Source organism: Azospirillum sp. B2RO_4 (assembly GCF_051124815.1).
Taxonomy (GTDB): domain Bacteria; phylum Pseudomonadota; class Alphaproteobacteria; order Azospirillales; family Azospirillaceae; genus Azospirillum.
This window is the reverse complement of the sequence record NZ_CP118485.1, coordinates 1,136,132-1,155,958: the sequence shown is the minus strand read 5'-3', so window position 1 is coordinate 1,155,958 and position 19,827 is coordinate 1,136,132. Positions and strand designations below refer to the sequence as shown.

The following is a 19,827-nucleotide window of genomic DNA, read 5'->3' as shown; positions in this document are numbered from 1 at the left end:
GACCCCATGGCCGATCTGGACCACCAGACCCGCATCGAACTGGAAGCCGCCGCCTTCCGTGGGCTGGTCGAGCATCTGCGCAAGCGCACCGACGTGCAGAACATCGACCTGATGAACCTCGCCGGCTTCTGCCGCAACTGCCTGTCCAAATGGTACGCGGCGGCGGCGAAGGAGCGCGGTGTCGAACTGTCGGACGAGGATGCCCGCATCGCCGTCTATGGCATGCCTTATTCCGAATGGAAGCAGAAGCACCAGAAGGAAGCCACCCCTGAACAGCAGAAGACCTTCGAGGACACCAAGCCGCTGCATGCGGAGATCAGCGGCCACCGGTAAGGTCGGACGTCCGGCCCCCTCCCTTCCGCTGCCGACGCCGCGAATGGAAGGGGGCGCCGCCTCAGGCGCTCACCGAGAAGGGCTGCACCACCGCCTGGAACTCCGCCATCGCCTCGCAGGCGTCGGAATGGGCGGCCAGCGCCGGCCAGCGCGAGCGGTCGAACACCTGCGGATGAGCCTCGCCGACGAAGCGCAGGGCGCAGCCGGCGGCGATGTCGGCGTGATTGATCCGCTCGCCGAACCACCAGGGACCGGGCGAGGCGGCGCGATCCGCCTCCAGCACATCCAGGACCGCGCCGATCTGGCCGGTGCAGCGCTCCACCCACAGGTCCGACCGCTCCTTGTGCAGCACCCGTTCATAGACGAGGCTCACCGCCTTGTCGGCAAAGCCAGTGGACAGCGCGCAGAGCTTCAGCGCCCGCCGGCGCTCCGGCCCCTGGCGGGCAATCAATGCACGCTCCGGCCCGACGACCTCGTCCAGATGGTCGAGGATGGCGCCGCTTTCGATCAGCACCTCGCCATCCTCCCGCATAAGGTCGTCCAGCACCAGGGTCGGCACCCGTTTCAGCGGGTTGAAGCGCGCGACCTCCGCCGCGTCGGAAAAGACCGACCAGGGCCGGTGCTCATAGTCCATGCCGTAGAGGCGCAGGGCCACGGCGACCCGGCGCACGAAGGGCGAGTCATATTGTCCGATCAGGATCATCGACGATTTCCCCACTGACTGCTGAAGAACCTCACCGATCCTAATACGGATTTGTCCCGGGATCGCATTCGTGGCGCGCGGCTCAGTCCCGCGCCACGATGGGGGTCAGCTTGTAGCGGGCGGCGATGGTCTCCAGCCGGCCGTCGGCCTTGATCGCGGCGACGAAGGCGTTGACCCGCTCCAGCCATGCCGCGTCGCCCGGCGCCACCGCATAGGCATAGGGGGTCGGCTGCACCGGCACGTCCGGCACGATCAGCCGCGCCCAGGGGTGGAAGGCCAGCATACGCTGCCCATAGGGATAGTCGGTCAGGAAGGCGTCGGCGCGGCCGGACTGCACCTCCTCCTCGCGCTCCTGAGGACGGGTGACGGCGACGATGCGCGCGGCCTTCATGGCGGAGCGCGCATAGCCGTCCATGTAGGTGTCCTTCTGCACCGCCACGACGTTGCCGGCGCGATCGAGATCCTCCCACCGCCGGATGCCCTCGTTGGTCTGGGTGGTCACCGCATAGATGCCGCTGCGCAGATAGGGCTGGCTGAAGGCGACGCGCTGCGCCCGCGCCGGGGTGGCGCCGATGGCGAACATGCCGATGTCGCAGCGATCGGCCAGCAGATCGTCGATGAAGCGCGGAAAACTGCTTTCCACCACGGTCAGCCGCACGCCCAGATCGTTGGCAAAGGCCTGCGCCAGTTCCGCATCCAGCCCCTCCAGCGCGCCGGTGCGGGGATTCCGGAACGAGATTGCATAGTAATCGGGCCAGGAGCAGACACGAAGTTGCTTCTGCTCTGCAATTTTCTGAAGTTTCCCATCGGCCGCCATGACCGGTTCGGCGATGGAAACCGACAAGACCGACAGAATTGCTGCACCAACTGCCAAAATGACCCGCGTCGCCATGCCACACCTTTCGTTAACCAACCGCGCCAGTTCTTCACACTCCAAACACAAGCCCGCAAAGCGGAGCCGGTATCTTAGCATATTGCGGATTTCGGCGGCAGCGAATGCTTGGCGTCCGCCGTCCGTCCCTGCTATTATCCCGCACGCAAACTTCGACCATGGCCGACGTCCAGCGCCTTGATCCGACTGCAATCCGGAGGCGATTGCGTGCCGGGGCCGCGAGACATGCCGGGTCGCTCGACCACTTCTGACCGTCCGGAACGCAGTCCTGTCCCTGTCCCCAGCCAAAGCGGACCTGAAGGGTCTCTTCGAAAAGCGGGGCGGCGTCATCGCCTTCGCCCTTCTGGCGGTCTTCGCCCTGCTGATCATCCAGGGCCAGCAGCTGATCGCGGCAAGGCAGGCCGCGCTCGATTCGGCGGAGGCAAGCCTGTCCAGCCTCGCCGCGGCACTGGAGGTATCGACCACCCGCACGATCCAGTCGGTGGACGTGACCCTGTCCTCCATCGTCGATTCGCTGTCCGACGCCAGTTGGACCGGCGAGGATGGGGCAACCGCCCCCGATCCGACCGTCATGCTGACCGACCGGTTGCGCCGCTCGCCGCACCTGCGCGGGCTCACCCTGCTCGACCGCACCGGCCGCATCGTCGCCACCACGGAGGGGACGCGCCCTGCCGGCCTGTACCTGACGGAGCTGGATGTCTTCCGCCTGCAGGCGGCCGGCCGGGGCAATGGTCTGGTGATCGGCGATCCGCGCCCGGGACGCAGCCTGATCGACCGCGCCGAGGGTGGCGAGCGGTCGGGACGCTGGATATTGCCGATGAGCCGTGCCCTGCGCGACGCCGACGGCACGCTGCAGGCGGTTGTCGTCGCGACCGTCAATCCGGACTATTTCCAGGGGCTGTACCGTGCGGTCCAGGGCGACCACGTCGCGGGGGGCGTCACCGGTGTGGGCGACCGCATCGCGCTCTACCGCTATGACGGCACCCTGCTGACGGTGCAGCCGCAGGCCGGGGAGGAGATCGCCCGCTCCTTCGCCGCGACCCCGCTGTTCCGAAGCCATCTGCCGCAGGCCGAATATGGCGTGTTCCGCCATTCCGGGACGGATATCGGCGCCGGTCCCGACACGCGCATCGTCGCCTACCGGACGACGCCGGTCTGGCCGCTGGTCCTGACGGTCAGCGTGCGCAAGGACACGGTGCTGGCCGGATGGCGCGACAATCTTTGGACGGCAACCCTGCTGTCCGGCGGGATGATCCTGCTGCTGGGAATGTTCGGGCTGATGCTGGCCCGTTCGCTGGCGGCACAGCGCCGGCAGGGCAAGGAACTGGAGGAGACCAACGCGCGTCTGTCCGCCATCGTCGACACCGCGGCGGAGGGCATCGTCACCGCAAGGCCGGACGGCGTGATCGAGGCCGCCAACCCGGCCGCGCACGCCATCTTCCGCTGCGCGCCGGGCGGGCTGGTCGGACGGTCGGTGCTGGATCTGCTGCCGCCGGAGATGCGGACCAATGCCGCCCGCGCGCTGGACGAGATCGCTCAGGGCCGCCGCGACATGGGGCGGGCGGCACGGGGAGAGACCCTCGCCCTGCGGCCGTCGGCCTCCGACGGCACCGGGGAGGCGGAGAGCTTTCCGCTCGCCTATTCCACGGCCTTGGTCATGACCGGGGCCGGCCCGCTCTATGCCGCCATCCTGCGCGACCTGACGGAGGAAAAGCGGCTGGAGCATACGCTGCGCGACGCCAAGGAACGGGCGGAGGACGGCCAGCGCATCAAGATGGAATTCCTCGCGACCATGAGTCACGAGATCCGCACGCCGATGAACGGCGTCATCGGCATGGCCGGGCTGCTGCTCGACACGCCGATGGAGGCCGAACAGCGCACCTATGCCGAGACGATCCGCGATTCCGCCGAATCGCTTCTGGTCATCATCAACGACATTCTCGACTTCTCCAAGATCGACGCCGGCCGGCTGGATCTGGAGATCGGCGAGTTCGAACTGGTGCCGATGGTCGAAAGCGTGGCGGAGATCCTGGCGCCGCGCGCCGCGGCCAAGGGGCTGGACCTCGCCAGCTACGTGCCGCCCGGCCTGCGCGGCCCGCTGCTGGGCGATGCCGGACGGCTGCGGCAGATCCTGCTGAACCTCGCCGGCAACGCCGTGAAGTTCACCGACACCGGCAGCGTCACCATCCTGCTGAGCGAGGAGCCCGTGTCCGCCGGTTCCGAAGCCGCCAATATTGCGACCGACGGCGTCTGCGTCCGGTTCGAGGTGCGCGATACCGGAATCGGCATCCCGGAGGAGGAGCGGCCACGGCTGTTCGCCATGTTCACCCAGGTGGATTCCTCGCCCGCCCGCCGCCATGGCGGCACCGGGCTGGGGCTGGCGATCTGCAAGCGGCTGGCGGAACTGATGGGCGGCCGGATCGGGGTGGACAGCCAGCCGGGGTCGGGCAGCACCTTCTGGGTGACCGTCCCGCTGAAGCGTGGCGCCGGCAGCGCCCATCCGCCGGCGCCGGCCGGCGATTGGGCCGGGCGCCGGCTGCTGCTGGTCGACGACATCGCCGTCAACCGCGACCTGCTGACCCGGCAGATCGACGGCTTCGGTATCGTGACCGAAACGGCGGAGAACGGGGAGCAGGCCCTGTACCGGCTGATCGCCGCCGCCCGGAACGGCAAGCCCTTCGACGCCGCCATCCTCGATCACCGCATGCCGGGCCTGACCGGTCCGGAGCTGGCACGGCGCATCCGGTCCATTCCCGAGTTGTCCGGCATCCGGCTGGCGCTCGCCTCGTCGCAGAGGCTGGAGGGGCAGGAGCCGGACCAGGCACCGGTCGATACCCACCTTCCCAAGCCGATCCGCTTCAGCACGCTCTGCCAATGCCTGGCCCGGCTGCTGGAACCGCAACCGGCTGCGGTCGCCGCCAACATCCTGTCCCTCCCGATCCGTGGGCCGGCCGAAACGGCGCCCATTGCCAGGACCGGTGCACCGCCCGCCCCGCAGCCCACCCCGCAGCCGGCCATGCAGCCGGAGCCGACACCGCGCGCCCGCGTGCTGGTGGCCGAAGACAATCCGGTCAACCAGCAGCTGACGCTGGCGCTGCTGCGCCGTGCCGGCCACAGCGCGGAAGCGGTGTCGAACGGCGAGGAGGCGGTGGAGGCGGTGACGGCCCGGCCCTATGACCTCGTTCTGATGGACGTCCAGATGCCGGTGATGGACGGGCTGGCGGCGACACGGCTGATCCGCCGGCTGTCCGGCCCGGCCGCACGCATCCCGGTGGTGGCCCTGACCGCCAATGCCATGCAGGGTGACGCCGCCATCTGCCTGGAAGCCGGCATGGACGATTACCTCTCCAAGCCGATCAACGCCCGCAAGCTGCTCGACACCATCGCCCGTTTCGCCGCTCCGGCCGCCGACACCACCATCGAAGGCGGAGGGCAAGCCCCTGCCCCACCGCAGCCGGTGTCGGAACCGGAGCCGGCCACCGTCAATGTGGAGAAGATCGAGGAACTGCGCGACGCGCTGGGCAGCGATGGGTTCACGCTGCTGCTGGAAACCTTCTTCAGCGACAGTCCGCAGCATCTCGATCTGCTCCGTGCCGCCATCGCGCGCGGGGACCGCACCGGCATCGAACGGGAGGCGCATATCCTGAAGGGTTCCGCCGCCAATGTCGGGTTCGACCGGCTGGCCGCCACCGCCCATCATCTGGTCGCCGCCGCCCGCAGCGGCGACCGTGACGCCCTGACCGCCACCGCCGGCGAACGGGTCGCCGCCGAACTGTCCGCCGCACGGAAGGCCGCCGCGGCGCTGGAGGCGTCCGTCGGCTGAACCGCCGACTTGGTCGCCGGACGCCCTTGCTGCGACGCAGTGCCGCCGGTGATTGTGCAGTAGCGTCAGTTTCAGTAAAATGCCGCGGATTTCCCGACCCCGCTCCCCGAACCGTTGGAGTAGACGCCGACCATGGCCGATGCCGTCACCGCTCTGGTCGTCGATGACGAGGAAATGACCCGCGCCATCGTCGCCGGCTATCTCTCCCGCATCGGCTACCGCACGCTGGAGGCCGAGACCATGGCGCAGGCGTGGGACATCCTGTCGGCCAGCGGGTCGGCGATCCATGTCGTTCTGCTCGACCGGCGGCTTGCCGACGGCGACGGGCTGGAACTGTACGAACGGATGAAGCAGGAACCGCATCTGGCCGACATCCCCGTCATCGTCCAGACCATCTCCGACAGCAGTTCTGAAATCGCGGCAGCCATCCGCGCCGGCGTTTTCTACTACCTCATCAAGCCCTATGACGGCGCGCTGCTGCGCTCCGTCGTCCGTGCGGCGGAGGAGACCACCGGGCGGCTGAGGAGCCTGCAGGGCGACCTGCGCTCGCGCTCCGACGCCATCGCCCTGCTGCGCGACGGGCGTTTCCGCTTCCGCACCCTGCAGGAGGCGCAGAATCTCGCCATCACCCTGTCATCCGTCGCCGCCACCGCCCACAGCCTGACCTTCGGCCTGTCGGAGATCCTGGTGAACGCGGTGGAGCACGGCAACCTCGGCATCGGGTTCGAGGCGAAGGGCCGGCTGAAGGCCAGCGGCATGCTGGCGCGCGAGATCGAAGCGCGGCTCGCCTCGGCCGAGCATCGCGACAAATACGCCACCCTGCATGTGGAGCGCAGCGACAGCCGCGTGATCTTCACCGTGACCGACATGGGGACGGGTTTCGACTTCAACCGCTACCTGTCGGTCGATGCCTCCCAGTCGAACGCCACCCACGGCCGCGGCATCGCGCTGGCCCGCATGGTCGGGTTCGACCAGTTGACCTATGTCGGCAACGGCAACCGGGTGGTCGGCATCGTCAATCTGGACCGGGCGCCGGACGGCCTGTCCGACTGATCCACAGCCCCGTCAGGTCGTCGGCCGGCAGCCGCGGCATTGCCGCCAATTGCAATTCGGACGCCGTCGCGCGGCCTACATTCCCGGCTCGAACACCGCGACCCGATTGCGGCCAAGGTGCTTCGCCCGGTAAAGCGCCAGATCGGCACGGTGGATCGCCCGCTCCAGCGTGTCGGTCGCACCCTCCAGTCCGGCGATGCCGATGCTCGCGGTCAGGCGGAAGGTGCCGTCGGTCGCCTCGATCGGCATGCGGGCCAGATGGCGGCGCACCCGTTCGGCCACCACGCGGCTCTCGTCGGCGGTCGCGCCGGGCAGGACCACCACGAACTCCTCCCCGCCCAGCCGGCCGAGAATGTCGTATTCCCGAAGGATCGCCTGACAGCCGGCCGCCACCATGCGCAACGCGTCGTCGCCGGTGGCATGGCCGAACGTGTCGTTGATGCGCTTGAAATGGTCGACGTCCAGGACGAAGACGGACAGCGGCTCGTGGAACCGGTGGGCGCGGGCCAGTTGGGCGCGGGCCATGTCCATGAAGGAGCGCCGGTTGTAGATGCCGGTCAGCGGATCGCGCGAGGCCATGTCGCGCAGCGCCTCTTCCATGCTGCGGCGCTCGGTATAGTCGTAGATCCAGGCGAGATTCACCGCCATGCCCTGGATCACCGCCTGATTCACCGTGAACAGCGTCCAGAAGGGCGAGCCGTCGGCCCGCTTGAACTGGACCTCCATATTGGTGACGCCGCCGCCGCCGCGCAGCCGTTCCAGGACGCGCAGGCGCTGGTGGCTGTCCAGGTAATAGTCGCGGGCCCGGCTGCCGATCAGCTTTTCACGCGGCAGGCCGATCAGTTCGGCGAAGCGGGTGTTGACGAAGATGATCCGGCCGTCGTCGCGCCGGGACACCGACACGCCGATCGGACTCTGTTCGAGGATGGCCTCCAGCCGCTCCTCGTTCGGGCGCGATTCGGTCAGTTCGTGGATGGCGCCGACGATGCCTGCCGGCTTGCCCGATCCGTCGTGGAAGGCGGTCTTGGTCAGATTGACCATCCGCATCGCGCCTTCGGCCGTACAGATCGGCGCCTCGTACTGGACGCTGCCGTCATGCTCCAGCAGGTCGCGGTCGTGGCCGGCATGCTCCCTGGCCATGTCCGGATTGGTGAGCGCGAATGTGGTCCGCCGCAGCATATCGGCGCGGGCGATGCCGGTCAGCCGGGAAAAGGCATGATTGACCGCAATGTACTGGCCGGCGGCATCCTTGACGAACAGCGGCACCGGCGAAGCTTCCAGCAGAGCGTCGACCACAGGCAACTCGGCACAGGCAGCGGCGTCGTTCGAACCCCCGGTCTGCCGGTACAGGGAATCGACGTCCGTCACGGTCAGCAGCCGCTGCATGCCGACGTCGCCGTCCGCCACGCTGTCCCACGGCCTTTCCGCGACCGTCACCCAGCGTGCGGACCCATCGTTCCGCAAGACTCGGAACGCCTGTCCCGGCTCCTGCGCGGCGCCGCCGGGGCCACCATGGTCCAGCGCGAACTCGCAGAGGCTGCGGCCCGGGAGACCGCCCGCCTCACAGCCCAGCAGATCGTGCAGGGCCGGATTTGCGCGGTGGATGATCCCCGATGCCGTGACGAGGCAAACCCCGACCGGCAGGCGGTCGAAGGCCGAAAACGCGGTTTCGCGCCCGTCATCCACACCACGGCCTGACATCATCACCATGCAACCCGGAACCGGCATGGCCGAGAGTGTTTCATAGAATTTTATGTCCCCGCAACGCCGGCGATTTCCGACAGGGTCGAAGTGTGACGGCCGGATTTCTAAAAACGGTTGAGTATATAAAATTTTCGCCGATTGTTCAAGGTGCTGACGTTTCACGCGGTTGCAGTGCCCGGCTTCCTTCCACGCCCAATGCGACACCAAGCCGCTGCCACTCCCCGGCGGTGCCCGGCAACCCGAATCGCAGCCAGTCCGGCCGCTGCTCGAATCGGCGCACGAGGATCCCGGCCTCGCCCAGGGCGCGATAGAGCGCCGGTGCCCGCCGATCCTCGACGAGACGGTACAGCTCTGTCCCGCCGACCACGCGCAGACCGGCCCCCTCCAGCAAGCGGTCCAGTTCCACCGCCGCCGCCGCCAGCCGCCGTCTGGTCGCCTCGATCCACTGACGGTCGCCCAGCGCCGCCGTGGCAATGGCCAGCCCCGGTCCCGACACCGCCCAGGGACCGATGGCCTCGCGCAACGCCGTCGCCAGCCCGGCCGGCGCCAGCGCGATGCCCAGCCGCAGCCCCGCAAGCCCGAAGAACTTGCCGAAGGACCGCAGGATCACCAGCCCCGGCTTGCCGGCATGCACCGCGAGGCTGTCCTCCGGCCGCATGTCGGCGAAGGCCTCGTCCACCACCAGCCAGCCGCCGCGGGCATGCTGCGCGTCGGCAAGCTCCAGCAGCCGGTCGGCGGGCCAGCGCCGGCCGTCGGGGTTGTTGGGGCTGACGATCACCAGGACGTCGGCCTCTGCCGCCTCGTCCACCATCCGGACGTCATGTCCGGCCAGCGCCCAGCAGCGCGCATGCTCAGCATAGGTCGGCCCCAGGACGGCGACGCGGCCCGGCGCACGCAGCCGCGGCAGCAACTGGATCAGCGCCTGCGATCCCGACGCCGCGGCCACCACATCCGCCGACGGCGCGCCATAGCAGGCCGCCGCGGCGCTGCGCAGCGCGGCCTCCTCGCCGCGGCCGGGCAGCCGGCTCCAGGCATCCGGCCGCACCGGCGGCAGCGGGTAGGGCCAGGGATTGATGCCGGTGGACAGGTCGACCCACGGCTCGGGCGCGCCGGGAAATGCCGCGCGTGCGCCGTCCAGGTCGCCGCCATGCAGCAGGGTGCCGCCCGCCGGTGCCTCCTGCCCCGTCTGCCCTTCTTCCGCCACGCACGGCTTGGTCACCGGGCTGTCTTCGGCCATGATCGCGCCTCTTCCTCATTCACCGACGCGCGGCCAGCGCGCCGCCCCATTGCCTGGAACGTCCCGCCCGTGCCGCTGCTGCATCCCTTCCTGCTCGCCACCGCACTCATCGTCGAAGCGGTGGCGGGCTATCCCGATCCACTCTACGCCCGCATCCGTCACCCGGTCGTGTGGATCGGAGCGCTTATCGCCCAGCTTGACCTCGCGCTCAACCATGAGACCGACGGCTTCGGCCGGCGCAAGGCCTTCGGCGTGCTGGCCGTTGTGGTGCTTCTGCTGACGGTGGGCGGTGTCGCCGTGGCGGTGGCCTGGGTCTGCCGGCTGCTGCCCTTCGGCTGGCTGGTCGAGGCGGTGCTGGCCTCCACCCTGCTGGCCCAGCGCAGCCTGCACGACCATGTGGCGGCCGTTGCCAAGGGTTTCCGCAGCGGTGGGCTGGAGGGGGCGCGCAAGGCGGTGTCGATGATCGTCGGCCGCAATCCGGCCACGCTCGACGAGCCCGCCGTCGCACGCGCCGCCATCGAAAGCCTCGCCGAGAATTTCTCCGACGGGGTGGTGGCGCCTGCCTTCTGGCTTCTGGTGGGCGGACTGCCCGGACTGGCGCTCTACAAGGCGATCAACACCGCGGACAGCATGATCGGCCACCGCACCCCGCGCCATGAGGCCTTCGGCTGGGCGGCAGCGCGGCTCGACGATCTGGTCAACCTGCCGGGATCGCGCCTGACCGCCCTGCTGCTGGTGGGAGCGGCCTGGATGACCGGCGGGGCCGACGCGGGGCAGGCCTGGGCATCGGTCCGGCGGGACGCCCACCGCCACTGCTCCCCGAACGCCGGCTGGCCGGAGGCGGCGATGGCCGGCGCACTCGATCTGCGGCTGGGCGGCCCACGGGTCTATGGCGCCACCCGGATCGAGGATGTCTGGCTCGGTCCCGGCCGCACCGCCGCCACCCCCGACGATATCGGCCGGGCGCTGGTGCTCTACCGCCGCGCCTGCGCCCTGCTGATCGCCTCCACATTGGTGCTGGCGGTGCTGGGATAGGCGGTCATCCCCGTGCCATCCGCCGCATCATCAGCGACAGCCGACGTCCGACCCGGCGGCCAAAGAGGCGGAGGGCGTGCAGCAGTCGGCGGGCGGCGCGGGCGGGGGCAGTCTCCTTCAGCCAGGCGAGCCAGGCCGTCACCCGCACATAGCCCCAGGCGAACCAGCCGATGTTCAGCAGTTTCGGCTTGGCGACGTGGAACAGCCGCTCCACCAGCGTGATCTTGACCAGTTCCGCCCCGACGATCACGGCAACGCCGGCCATCGGGCGTCCGGTGGCGAACAGCCATGCCCCGACCGGCTTCGCCGGCTCCAGCAACGCCAGCGGCACCAGCACGAGAATCAGCGACGGGTATGGCCCCAGACCCGCGACCCAGCGGCCGATCCGCCCGAACAGCGGCAGCCGGGCAATTCGGCGGACCACCGGCCGCACCACCCAGTAGGCCAGCGCATCCAACAGGAAATATCCGACCGCGAGCAGTGTCGCGACCGGACGCAGCAGCCGGGACAACAGCCGCCACGGCTGCTTCGGCCGACCCGGCGGAGCGATACGCGTGTCTGCCCCGCGTGTGGGGCCGGGCGGGAAATTGCTGTTCATTTGAAATATCCCGACGGAGGTCCTAGGTCCCTGTCTACCACCAAGGCGAGCCTTTCGTTTGCAGGAAGGGGCTGGCACCTTCACCCAAATTGTTCCTGTACACGCACAATCAGGTCTGCTCCTTCCCCGAACGTAGTCCCACAACAGCAAAGCCCACCGTGCCCGGCAATTACGATCCCCTCCTCGTCGCGCTCTCGTATGTAATCGCCGTGTTCGGCGGTTATGTGGCGCTGGATCTCGCCCATCACACCGGCAACGGCACTGCCCGCCCCACCATCGCGCATCACCGTCGCGACGGCTCCGGCAGCGATCCGGGCGATGGCCGGCGGCTGACGAGTGCGGCGCTGGCCCTCGGGGCCGGGATATGGTCGATGCATTTCATCGGCATGCTCGCCTATCGCAGCGACATACCGATCAGCTACGACGCCGGGCTCACCGCTTTGTCTTTCGTGCTGGCCGTCGCCGTTTCCGGAGCCGGGCTGTTCGCCGTAGCCCGCAACCGCCCCCGCCGCTACACCCTGCCGGTGGCGGGAACGCTGACCGGGCTCGGCATCGTCAGCATGCATTATGTGGGGATGGCGGGCATGCAAATGGACATGGAACTGTCCTACGACGTGGTTCTGGTAGCCGTTTCGGTCGCCGTCGCCATCGTCGCCTCCACCGCGGCCTTGTGGCTGGCCTTCCGGACCCAGCGCCCGCTGCAGCGGGCCGCCGGCGCCGTTCTGCTGGGCCTGGGCGTGGTGACGATGCACTACACCGGCATGGCCGCGGCCGGAATGGAGCCGCTGACGGTGGTGAACACCACCGCGCTTGACGGCATGGGCACATACACCGCCATGCCGGCCCATGCGATGGCCTCCACCGGGCAGCGGATGGCGCTGTCCCCGTCGCTGCTGGCGATCATGACCGGGGTGGGGACACTGCTTCTGCTCTCTCTGGCGATGCTGTCGTCCTTACTGGACCGCCGGCAGCAGGCGGAGCGGACGGCGGAGCAGGAGGCGCGCTATCGTGCCATCGTCGATACCGCGGTCGACCCGATCATCCTGATCGACGACCAGGGCACGGTCGAATCCTTCAACCATGCGGCGGAGAAGACCTTCGGCTACCGCGCCGAGGAGGTGATCGGCCGCAACGTCAACATGCTGATGCCGGAGCCGTACCGGAGCGCGCATGACGGCTATCTCGACCGCTACCACCGGACGGGAGAGCGGCGGATTCTCGGGATCGGCCGCGAGGTGGAAGGGCTGCGCAAGGACGGCTCCACCTTCCCGCTCGACCTGTCGGTGGGCGAATGGCATGTCGGCAGGCGGCGCATGTACACCGGCATCATGCGCGACATCACCGCCCGCAAGGCCGCCGAGGATGCGATCCTGCGCGCCCGCGACGAGGCGGAGGCGGCGAGGGTCGAGGCGGTTCAAGCCCGCGACGACGCCCAGCGTGCCGACCGCGCCAAGACCAAGTTCCTGGCCGCCGCCAGCCACGACCTGCGCCAGCCGCTGCAGTCGCTGTTCTTCTTCGCCCACGCGTTATCCGACAAGCTGCAAAACCACCCCACGTCGCCGCTCCTTGCCAGCATGACCGATTCGCTGAACGGCCTGCGGGTGATGCTGGACAGCCTGCTGGACGTGTCGCGGCTCGATGCCGGGGTGGTGAAGCCCAGCGTCACCGATTTCGCGCTCGGGCCCCTGCTGGACCGGTTGGCCGAGGAATACGGCATCCGCGCCGCCGAATCGGGACTGATGCTGCGCCATGTCCCGACCTCCGCCTGGACCCGCAGCGACCCCGCCCTGCTGGAGCGCATCCTGCGCAACCTGATCGAGAACGCCATCCGCTACACCGAGCGTGGCGACATCCTGGTCGGCTGTCTGCGCCGCGGCGGTTCTCTGCGGCTCGCGGTGATCGACCAGGGCATCGGCATCCCCGGCGACCGGACGGAGGACATCTTTCAGGAATTCACCCAGCTCGCCAACCCGGAGCGCGACCGGCGCAAGGGCCTTGGCCTGGGATTGGCCATCGTGCGGCGGCTTGCCGGGCTGCTGGAGCATGGGGTGGCGGTGCGGTCCACGCCGGGCCGTGGCAGCGGCTTCTTCCTCGACCTGCCGGCGGCGGTGCCGCGCCCGGTCCCGAAGCCGGTGCGCATCCCGGCCGAACTGCCGGACGCCAAGGGGCTGATCGTCGTCGTCGACGACGACACCATCATCCTGCTCAGCATGCGGGCGATGCTGGAGGAATGGGGATACGAGGTGGTCGCCGCCGTGTCGGCCGACGAGGCGATCGCGTCGCTGCTGAATCTCGGCCGGCAGCCGGCGATGATCGTCGCCGATTATCGCCTGCGCGAAGGCCGCACGGGGGTGGAGGCGATCCGCGACATCTACGGCGTCTGCGGCGTTCGCGTCCCCGCCGTGGTGCTGACCGGCGACACCGACCCCGCCCGCATCGCCGAGGTGCAGCGCAGCGGCCACCGCCTGATCCACAAGCCGGTATCCGCCCCGATGCTGCGCGAGATCCTGACCGCGGCAGCATAGGCGGGAGGCCGCAGGAAAAAGCGCGCGACTCCACCGAAGCAACCCTGGACGGGCCGGCGGCCGGGGGACTAGCATCCGCCACCCGAACGAGCCCCCCGGCGGCCCCCGCCCGTCGCCGCCCCATTCTCTCTCACGGACCGTGATGCTGCGCCGTTCCCTGATCCGCGCCGGCGAGACCTGCGCCTTCCATCTCCGCGCCGCCCTGGCGCGTGCGCTGTCCCGCCCTGCCCCTCCTGCCGCACCGCCCGCTGCACCTCCTTATGCCGGCTATCCGGCGGCCCCGCAGCAACCACCGGTCCAGTATCCGGGCGCACCCTACCCGCAGCCTCCGCAGCAGCCGGTTTACCCGCCCAACGCCTATCCGCCCGGAAGCTATCCCCCCGCGCCCCCGCCCATGGGAACGCAACCGCCCGGCCAGCCCTATCCCTATCCGCAACCGCCCGGCCAGCCCTATCCCTATCCGCAGCAGCCGGCGCCGCCCTATGGCGTGCAGCCGCCGCAAGCGGTTCCGCCCTACGCCCCACCCCCGCATTATCCCCCCCAAGCCGCACCTGCCAGCCGGCCGCCAGGAGGCCCGCGGTTGCGTCTGCCGCGCGGACGCTGGGGCAAGGTGGCGGTCATCGCGGGCGTGCTGGTTCTGCTGCCGCCGGTGACGCTGGTCGGCGCATATTGGTGGATGCGGGCGCAGCAGCCGCAGACCAGCGGCACCGTCGCCATCCCCGGCAGCGGCGCTCCGGCTGAAATCGTCCGCGACCGCCAAGGCGTCGTCCATATCTTCGCCGCGACGGAGCGCGATGCCTACCGCGCACTGGGCTACGCCCACGCCCAGGACCGGCTGTGGCAGATGGAGACGATGCGCCGCGCCGGCGCCGGCCGGCTGGCCGAGTTGATCGGCACCAAATACGGCGACTTCGCGCTTCGCACCGACCGCCTGATGCGCACGCTGGGCGTCCGCCGCTCGGCGGAGGCGATGGAAGCCACCCTGTCGCCCGAGGCCCGCACCGCCTTCGAAGCCTATGCCGAGGGCGTGAACGCCTATCTCGCCACGCGGTCGGAGGCGCTGCCGGTCGAATTCCAGCTTCTGCGCCATACGCCGGAGCCCTGGACGGTCGCCGACAGTCTGGTCTGGGCCAAGCTGATGGCACTGCAACTCTCCGCCAACTACCGCGACGAACTGTTCCGCTCCCGCGTGCTGGAGCGGCTGTCGCCGGCCCAGCTCGACGACCTTTTCCCGCCCGACGCCCCCGGCGCGCCCACCACGCTGGCGACCGACCTGCGCGGCATGGATTTGCGGGAAACCGTGCGCCGCACCCTGGCGGCCCTGCCGCAAATGGGCTTCGACACCGCCTCGAACGAATGGGTCCTGACCGGCGCCCGCACAACCACCGGCAAGCCGATCCTCGCCAACGACCCGCATCTCGGGCTGGAGGCGCCGATCCTCTGGTATCTCGCCCGCATCGTGACGCCCGACTTCACCGTCACCGGCGCCACCGTTCCGGGCGTGCCGCTGACCATCCTCGGCCACAACGGCAAGGTCGCCTGGGGCTTCACCACCACCCACAGCGACACCCAGGACCTGTTCGTCGAAAAGCCGGACCCGCAGGATCCCGCCCGCTACCTGACCCCTGACGGCAGCCAGCCTTTCGAGACGCGCGCCGAAACCATCGCCATCGCCGGCGAACCGTCGCAGACGCTGACCGTGCGCAGCACGCGGCATGGCCCGGTCCTCTCCGACCTGGACGCCGCGCCCGCCAGTGGAAACTCGCCCGGCCCGGTGCTGGCGCTGTCCTTCCCCGGCCTTGCCGACGACGACACCAGCGCGGAGGCGCTCTACCGACTGAACCATGCGGCAACGGCGGAGGCGGCGCGCGAGGCGCTGCGCCTGCATGTCGCCCCGCAGCAGAACGTGGTCTATGCGGATGTGACGGGCACGGTCGGCTTCATCTCCGCCGGCCGGGTGCCGATCCGCCGCAAGGGCGACGGCCGCGTGCCGGTTCCCGGCTGGACCGGCGAGTATGACTGGACGGGCTTCCTGCCCTACTACGCCCTGCCGCAGTCGGTGAACCCGCCGTCCGGGCAGTTCGTCAACGCCAACAACGCGGTGGTCGGGCGCGACTATCCCTATCGCCTCGCCACCGAATGGCCGGATCCGTCGCGCGCCAAGCGCATCGTCGAGATGCTGGGAACCGGCCGCTTTTCAGTCGATGACGTGGCGCGCCAGCAGATGGACACCGTCTCGCTTCCTGCCCGCGATTTCCTGCCCGAACTGCTGAAATATCCGTCCCCGCCCGGCCTCGCCAGCGATGCAGCGGCTCTTCTGCGCAGTTGGGACGGCCGAATGGACCGCGCCCGGCCGGAACCGCTGATCTTCACGGCATGGATGCGCGAACTGGTGCGTGCCGTGTTCGCCGACGAACTTGGCCCCGATTTCGCTTCCTACTGGGAGCTTCGTCCGGAGGCGTTGCGCCATGTCCTGGACGAGCGGCCGGAGTGGTGCGACGACGTCACGACGCCGCAGAAGGAAAGCTGCGCCGACATGATCGGCCGGTCGCTGGAGGCGGCGGTGGCGATGCTGGCCGAGCGTCACGGGTCCAGCCTGAAGAACTGGCGCTGGGGCGACGACCACAAGGCGGCGCTGGTCCACCGGATGCTGAGCCGCCTGCCGTTGATCGGCGGCACCGCCGACCTGTCGGTGGAGACGGACGGCGGCTTCTTCACCGTCAACCGCGGCTCGACCTCGACCCGCGACCCGGCGAACCCCTTCCGCCATGTCCATGGCGCCGGGTTCCGCGCGGTCTATGATCTGGCCGATCTGGACAATTCCCGCTTCGTGATCGCCACCGGCCAGTCCGGCAACATCTGGTCCCGCCATTGGGGCGATCTGGTCGAACTCTGGCGCGATGGCGGCTCATTGCGTCTGGCCGGCGACCGTGGCACGTTGATCTCGGCAGGGGCGGAGGTGCTGACACTCACACCACGCAACACCGGGACAACCAAGAAATGACCATCACTCTGGAGGACGTGCGTGCCGCGGCGGCGCGCATCGCGGGGCACCTGTCCCGAACGCCCACGGTTCCGGCGCCCCGCCTGGGGGACATGGCGGGGTGCCGGCTGCACGTGAAGCTGGAGAACCAGCACGCCACCAGTTCCTTCAAGGAGCGCGGCGCGCTGAACAAGCTGCTGTCGCTGGGCGAGGCGGAGCGCCAAGCCGGCGTCATCGCCATGTCCGCCGGCAACCATGCCCAGGCCGTGGCCTGCCACGCCACGCGGCTGGGCATCCGTTCGACCATCGTCATGCCCGCCTTCACCCCCTTCACCAAGGTGGAACGGACGGAGAATCTGGGCGCCACCGTAGAGCTACATGGCGAGACGCTGAGCGAGGCCGCCGCCTTCGCCCATGATCTGGCAGCGCGCGACGGGCTGACCTTCGTCCATCCCTACGACGACCCGCTGGTCGCCGCCGGGCAGGGCACGGCGGCGCTGGAACTGCTGGAGGACGTGCCGGATCTCGACGTGCTCGTCATCCCCATCGGCGGCGGCGGGCTGATCGCCGGCATGGCGACGGCGGCCAAGGCGCTGCGGCCCGACCTGGAGATCGTCGGCGTGCAGTGCAGCCTCTACCCCGCCGTGCGTCAGGCGCTGGCCGGACAGCCGATCACCTGCGGCGGCGCCACGGTGGCGGAGGGCATCGCGGTGAAGGCGCCCGGCGCCCTAACGCTGCCGATCATCCGCGCGCTGGTCGATGACGTGGTGGAGGTGGGCGAGGCCCGGCTGGAGGAAGCGGTCTACCGCCTCGCCACCATGCAGAAGATGGTCGCCGAGGGGGCCGGCGCCGCGGCGCTCGCCGCCATTCTGGAGGAACCGGAGCGCTACCGCGGCCGCAAGGTCGGCATGGTGCTGTCCGGCGGCAACATCGACTCGCGCATCATGGCGCAGGTGCTGATGCGCGGGCTGGTCTATGAGGGCCGGATCGTCCGCTTGCGCATCGGCATCACCGACGCCCCCGGCGCGCTGGCCCGCGTCACCCGCCTGCTGGGCGAGGCCGGCGCCAACATCGTCGAGGTCCACCACCAGCGCCTGTTCCACAATGTGCCGGTGAAGATGGCCGAGGTGGACGTGGTGCTGGAAACCCGCAACCAGACCCATGTCGAGGCGCTGATGACACGGATGAGGGACGCGGGCTATCCGACCAGCCTGATGGTGGAGGTGGGGTAAGGCCCTCTCGCCCCCAGGATTCCCTCTCCCCCCCGGGGAGAGGGTTAGGGTGAGGGGGTCGCAAGGCGTGGCTTGAATGGGAGAGGTGCACTCCGGGATTCTCGAAGATCCTCGTCATGCATCCCCCTCACCCCGACCCTCTCCCCCGGGGGGAGAGGGAGACATCAGGCCACCCCATCAGATGCTGTAATTGTCCGCGATCTCCGACCGCAGCTGTTCCACCTGATCGCGGAACACCGAGCCGTCCCGGCCGGCGCTGTTGCGCACGTCGCGCACCACGCGGGCCGGGGTGCCGCCCAGCACGATGATGCGGTCGGCCAGATGCACCGCCTCTTCCAGATCGTGGGTGACGAACAGCACCGTCTTGCCGGTCTCCTGATGGATGCGGCGAAGCTCGTCCTGCAGGTTGTGGCGGGTGATGGCGTCGAGCGCGCCGAAGGGTTCGTCCATCAGCAGGATGTCCGGGTCCACCGCCATGGCGCGGGCGATGCCGATGCGCTGGCGCTGGCCGCCCGACAGCTCGTAGGGCCAGCGGCGGGCATAGCCGTCGAGCCGCACCAGCTTCAGCGCGGCCTCCGCCCGCCGGCGGCGTTCGTCGCGGCTGACCGGCAGGCCCTCCAGCCCGAACTCCACATTGCGGATCACCCGGCGCCAGGGCAGCAGGCGGGAGTCCTGGAACACCAGCCCGACCGGGCGATGGCCGGGACGCTGGTCCTGGTGGATGGTGACGCCGCCGCTGCGCGCGGTGTGCAGGCCGGCGACGACCCGCAGCAGCGTGGACTTGCCGACGCCGGACGGGCCGACGATGGCGACGAAGCTGCCGCGCTCGACCGACAGGTTCACGTCGACCAGCACCGGCGGCGCGTCCTTGCCGTAGCCGATCGACACGTCCTCGAGGTCGATGACCGACGCGGCGGCGGCGGTCTTGGAAAGGCTCACCGCTGCCATGAGAGCACCCGCGACTGAACTTGCATGAACAGGAAATCCGAAACGCCATAGAGCAGCGCGATGGTGACCATGTAGAGCACGACGATGTGCGTCGCCAGCAGGCCCGACGCCTCCATCATCCGCATGCCGAGGCCGGAGATGCCGAACAGCTCGGCGGCGACCACCGTCATCCAGCCCTGCCCCAGCCCGGCACGCATGCCCGACAGGATGCCCGGCAGGGCACCCGGCAGGATGATCTTGAACAGGCGCGGGATCAGCCCGCCCTGCCCGAAGGCATGGCCAAGCTCGATCAGGTCCTTGTCCACCCCGCGCACGGCGGCGTAGCTGGCGTAATAGTTGATCCAGAACACCGTCAGCGAGATCAGGAAGGACGCCGCCCCTTCGCTGACGCCGAACCAGATGATGGCGAAGGGGATCCAGGCGATGGCCGGGATCGGGCGCAGCATGCGCACGACCCAGGCCTGGAAGGCGTCCCACATGCCCCACAGCGCCGCCGCCGTGCCGAAGGACACGCCGAGGAAGGTGCCCAGCGACAGCCCGACGAGATAGTGCGACAGGCTGGCCATCACCATTTCCTGCCAGGTGCCGCTCTTGAATTCGGTCAGGAAGGCGGCGGGCACCGCGCTCGGCGACGGCAGCAGCCGGGCCGGCACGACTCCGCTGCGCGCCACCGCTTCCCACGCCAGCAGGAAGGCAACGACGCCCAGCGCCGAAAGGGCGACTTTCTGATAGGACTTCATCGGCTTGTCGGTCTGCATCGG

Annotated in this window: 14 protein-coding genes; 7 read left to right on the top strand and 7 right to left on the bottom strand. The window is 69.4% G+C overall.

The window, feature by feature from the left end; translation table 11 throughout:
- The first annotated feature begins 6 nt into the window (after positions 1-6).
- Positions 7-333: a DUF1244 domain-containing protein gene (locus PWS46_RS05410; protein ID WP_085089304.1), complete on the top strand. Its 327-nt coding sequence runs from the start codon at positions 7-9 to the stop codon at positions 331-333.
- Positions 334-394: 61 nt separating this feature from the next.
- On the opposite strand, the gene PWS46_RS05405 is transcribed toward PWS46_RS05410, so the two are convergent.
- Together PWS46_RS05405 and PWS46_RS05400 are read right to left on the bottom strand one after the other, a co-directional pair.
- Complete coding sequence (locus tag PWS46_RS05405) at positions 395-1,036, bottom strand: glutathione S-transferase family protein (protein ID WP_434619049.1); 642 nt, start codon at positions 1,034-1,036, stop codon at positions 395-397.
- A gap of 82 nt (positions 1,037-1,118) precedes the next feature.
- Positions 1,119-1,928: a substrate-binding periplasmic protein gene (locus tag PWS46_RS05400; RefSeq protein WP_434619046.1), complete on the bottom strand. Its 810-nt coding sequence runs from the start codon at positions 1,926-1,928 to the stop codon at positions 1,119-1,121.
- Positions 1,929-2,409: 481 nt separating this feature from the next.
- Between PWS46_RS05400 and PWS46_RS05395 the strand changes: the two genes are divergently transcribed.
- Together PWS46_RS05395 and PWS46_RS05390 are read left to right on the top strand one after the other, a co-directional pair.
- Complete coding sequence (locus PWS46_RS05395) at positions 2,410-5,751, top strand: response regulator (protein ID WP_434619043.1); 3,342 nt, start codon at positions 2,410-2,412, stop codon at positions 5,749-5,751.
- Positions 5,752-5,883: 132 nt separating this feature from the next.
- Positions 5,884-6,804, top strand: coding sequence for a response regulator (locus PWS46_RS05390; RefSeq protein WP_434619041.1), 921 nt, complete (start codon positions 5,884-5,886; stop codon positions 6,802-6,804).
- A gap of 75 nt (positions 6,805-6,879) precedes the next feature.
- Here PWS46_RS05390 and PWS46_RS05385 read toward each other — a convergent pair whose 3' ends face one another.
- Together PWS46_RS05385 and cobD are read right to left on the bottom strand one after the other, a co-directional pair.
- Positions 6,880-8,514 carry a diguanylate cyclase gene (locus PWS46_RS05385; RefSeq protein ID WP_434619038.1) on the bottom strand — a complete coding sequence of 545 codons (1,635 nt, stop codon included), beginning with the start codon at positions 8,512-8,514 and terminating at the stop codon, positions 6,880-6,882.
- A gap of 136 nt (positions 8,515-8,650) precedes the next feature.
- The gene (gene cobD, locus PWS46_RS05380; protein ID WP_434619035.1) at positions 8,651-9,745 is read right to left on the bottom strand and encodes a threonine-phosphate decarboxylase CobD; all 1,095 of its coding nucleotides are present in this window, start codon (positions 9,743-9,745) and stop codon (positions 8,651-8,653) included.
- 69 nt (positions 9,746-9,814) lie between these two features.
- On the opposite strand from cobD, the gene cbiB reads away from it, so the two are divergent.
- Positions 9,815-10,780: an adenosylcobinamide-phosphate synthase CbiB gene (cbiB, locus tag PWS46_RS05375; protein WP_434619032.1), complete on the top strand. Its 966-nt coding sequence runs from the start codon at positions 9,815-9,817 to the stop codon at positions 10,778-10,780.
- Positions 10,781-10,784: 4 nt separating this feature from the next.
- Here the strand turns inward: cbiB and PWS46_RS05370 are convergent, their stop codons facing one another.
- On the bottom strand, positions 10,785-11,378 hold the full coding sequence (locus PWS46_RS05370) for a hypothetical protein (protein ID WP_434619029.1): 594 nt from the start codon (positions 11,376-11,378) through the stop codon (positions 10,785-10,787).
- 158 nt (positions 11,379-11,536) lie between these two features.
- On the opposite strand from PWS46_RS05370, the gene PWS46_RS05365 reads away from it, so the two are divergent.
- The 3 genes from PWS46_RS05365 to PWS46_RS05355 all read left to right on the top strand — a co-directional run bounded on the left by PWS46_RS05365 (position 11,537) and on the right by PWS46_RS05355 (position 18,118).
- Positions 11,537-13,903, top strand: coding sequence for a hybrid sensor histidine kinase/response regulator (locus PWS46_RS05365; RefSeq protein ID WP_434619026.1), 2,367 nt, complete (start codon positions 11,537-11,539; stop codon positions 13,901-13,903).
- Positions 13,904-14,045: 142 nt separating this feature from the next.
- Positions 14,046-16,907, top strand: a complete 2,862-nt coding sequence (locus PWS46_RS05360; RefSeq protein WP_434619023.1) for a penicillin acylase family protein — start codon at positions 14,046-14,048, stop codon at positions 16,905-16,907.
- Positions 16,904-18,118 (top strand): threonine ammonia-lyase, encoded by a 1,215-nt coding sequence (locus tag PWS46_RS05355; RefSeq protein WP_434619020.1) that lies wholly within the window; start codon positions 16,904-16,906, stop codon positions 18,116-18,118. The genes PWS46_RS05360 and PWS46_RS05355 overlap by 4 nt, the downstream gene beginning before the upstream one ends.
- A gap of 177 nt (positions 18,119-18,295) precedes the next feature.
- Here the strand turns inward: PWS46_RS05355 and PWS46_RS05350 are convergent, their stop codons facing one another.
- Both PWS46_RS05350 and PWS46_RS05345 read right to left on the bottom strand, forming a co-directional pair.
- Positions 18,296-19,066, bottom strand: a complete 771-nt coding sequence (locus tag PWS46_RS05350) for an ABC transporter ATP-binding protein (RefSeq protein WP_434619017.1) — start codon at positions 19,064-19,066, stop codon at positions 18,296-18,298.
- Positions 19,054-19,824, bottom strand: a complete 771-nt coding sequence (locus PWS46_RS05345; protein ID WP_434619014.1) for an ABC transporter permease — start codon at positions 19,822-19,824, stop codon at positions 19,054-19,056. The genes PWS46_RS05350 and PWS46_RS05345 overlap by 13 nt, the downstream gene beginning before the upstream one ends.
- Positions 19,825-19,827: the final 3 nt, after the last annotated feature.

Excerpts from the sequence above, each read along its gene's own strand:
- PWS46_RS05410 (WP_085089304.1), top strand. The coding sequence starts at position 7 with ATGGCCGATCTGGACCACCAGACCCGCATCGAACTGGAAGCCGCCGCC.
- PWS46_RS05405 (WP_434619049.1), bottom strand. The coding sequence starts at position 1,036 with ATGATCCTGATCGGACAATATGACTCGCCCTTCGTGCGCCGGGTCGCC.
- PWS46_RS05400 (WP_434619046.1), bottom strand. The coding sequence starts at position 1,928 with ATGGCGACGCGGGTCATTTTGGCAGTTGGTGCAGCAATTCTGTCGGTC.
- PWS46_RS05390 (WP_434619041.1), top strand. The coding sequence starts at position 5,884 with ATGGCCGATGCCGTCACCGCTCTGGTCGTCGATGACGAGGAAATGACC.
- PWS46_RS05385 (WP_434619038.1), bottom strand. The coding sequence starts at position 8,514 with ATGGTGATGATGTCAGGCCGTGGTGTGGATGACGGGCGCGAAACCGCG.
- cobD (WP_434619035.1), bottom strand. The coding sequence starts at position 9,745 with ATGGCCGAAGACAGCCCGGTGACCAAGCCGTGCGTGGCGGAAGAAGGG.
- PWS46_RS05370 (WP_434619029.1), bottom strand. The coding sequence starts at position 11,378 with ATGAACAGCAATTTCCCGCCCGGCCCCACACGCGGGGCAGACACGCGT.
- PWS46_RS05360 (WP_434619023.1), top strand. The coding sequence starts at position 14,046 with ATGCTGCGCCGTTCCCTGATCCGCGCCGGCGAGACCTGCGCCTTCCAT.
- PWS46_RS05355 (WP_434619020.1), top strand. The coding sequence starts at position 16,904 with ATGACCATCACTCTGGAGGACGTGCGTGCCGCGGCGGCGCGCATCGCG.
- PWS46_RS05350 (WP_434619017.1), bottom strand. The coding sequence starts at position 19,066 with ATGGCAGCGGTGAGCCTTTCCAAGACCGCCGCCGCCGCGTCGGTCATC.
- PWS46_RS05345 (WP_434619014.1), bottom strand. The coding sequence starts at position 19,824 with ATGCAGACCGACAAGCCGATGAAGTCCTATCAGAAAGTCGCCCTTTCG.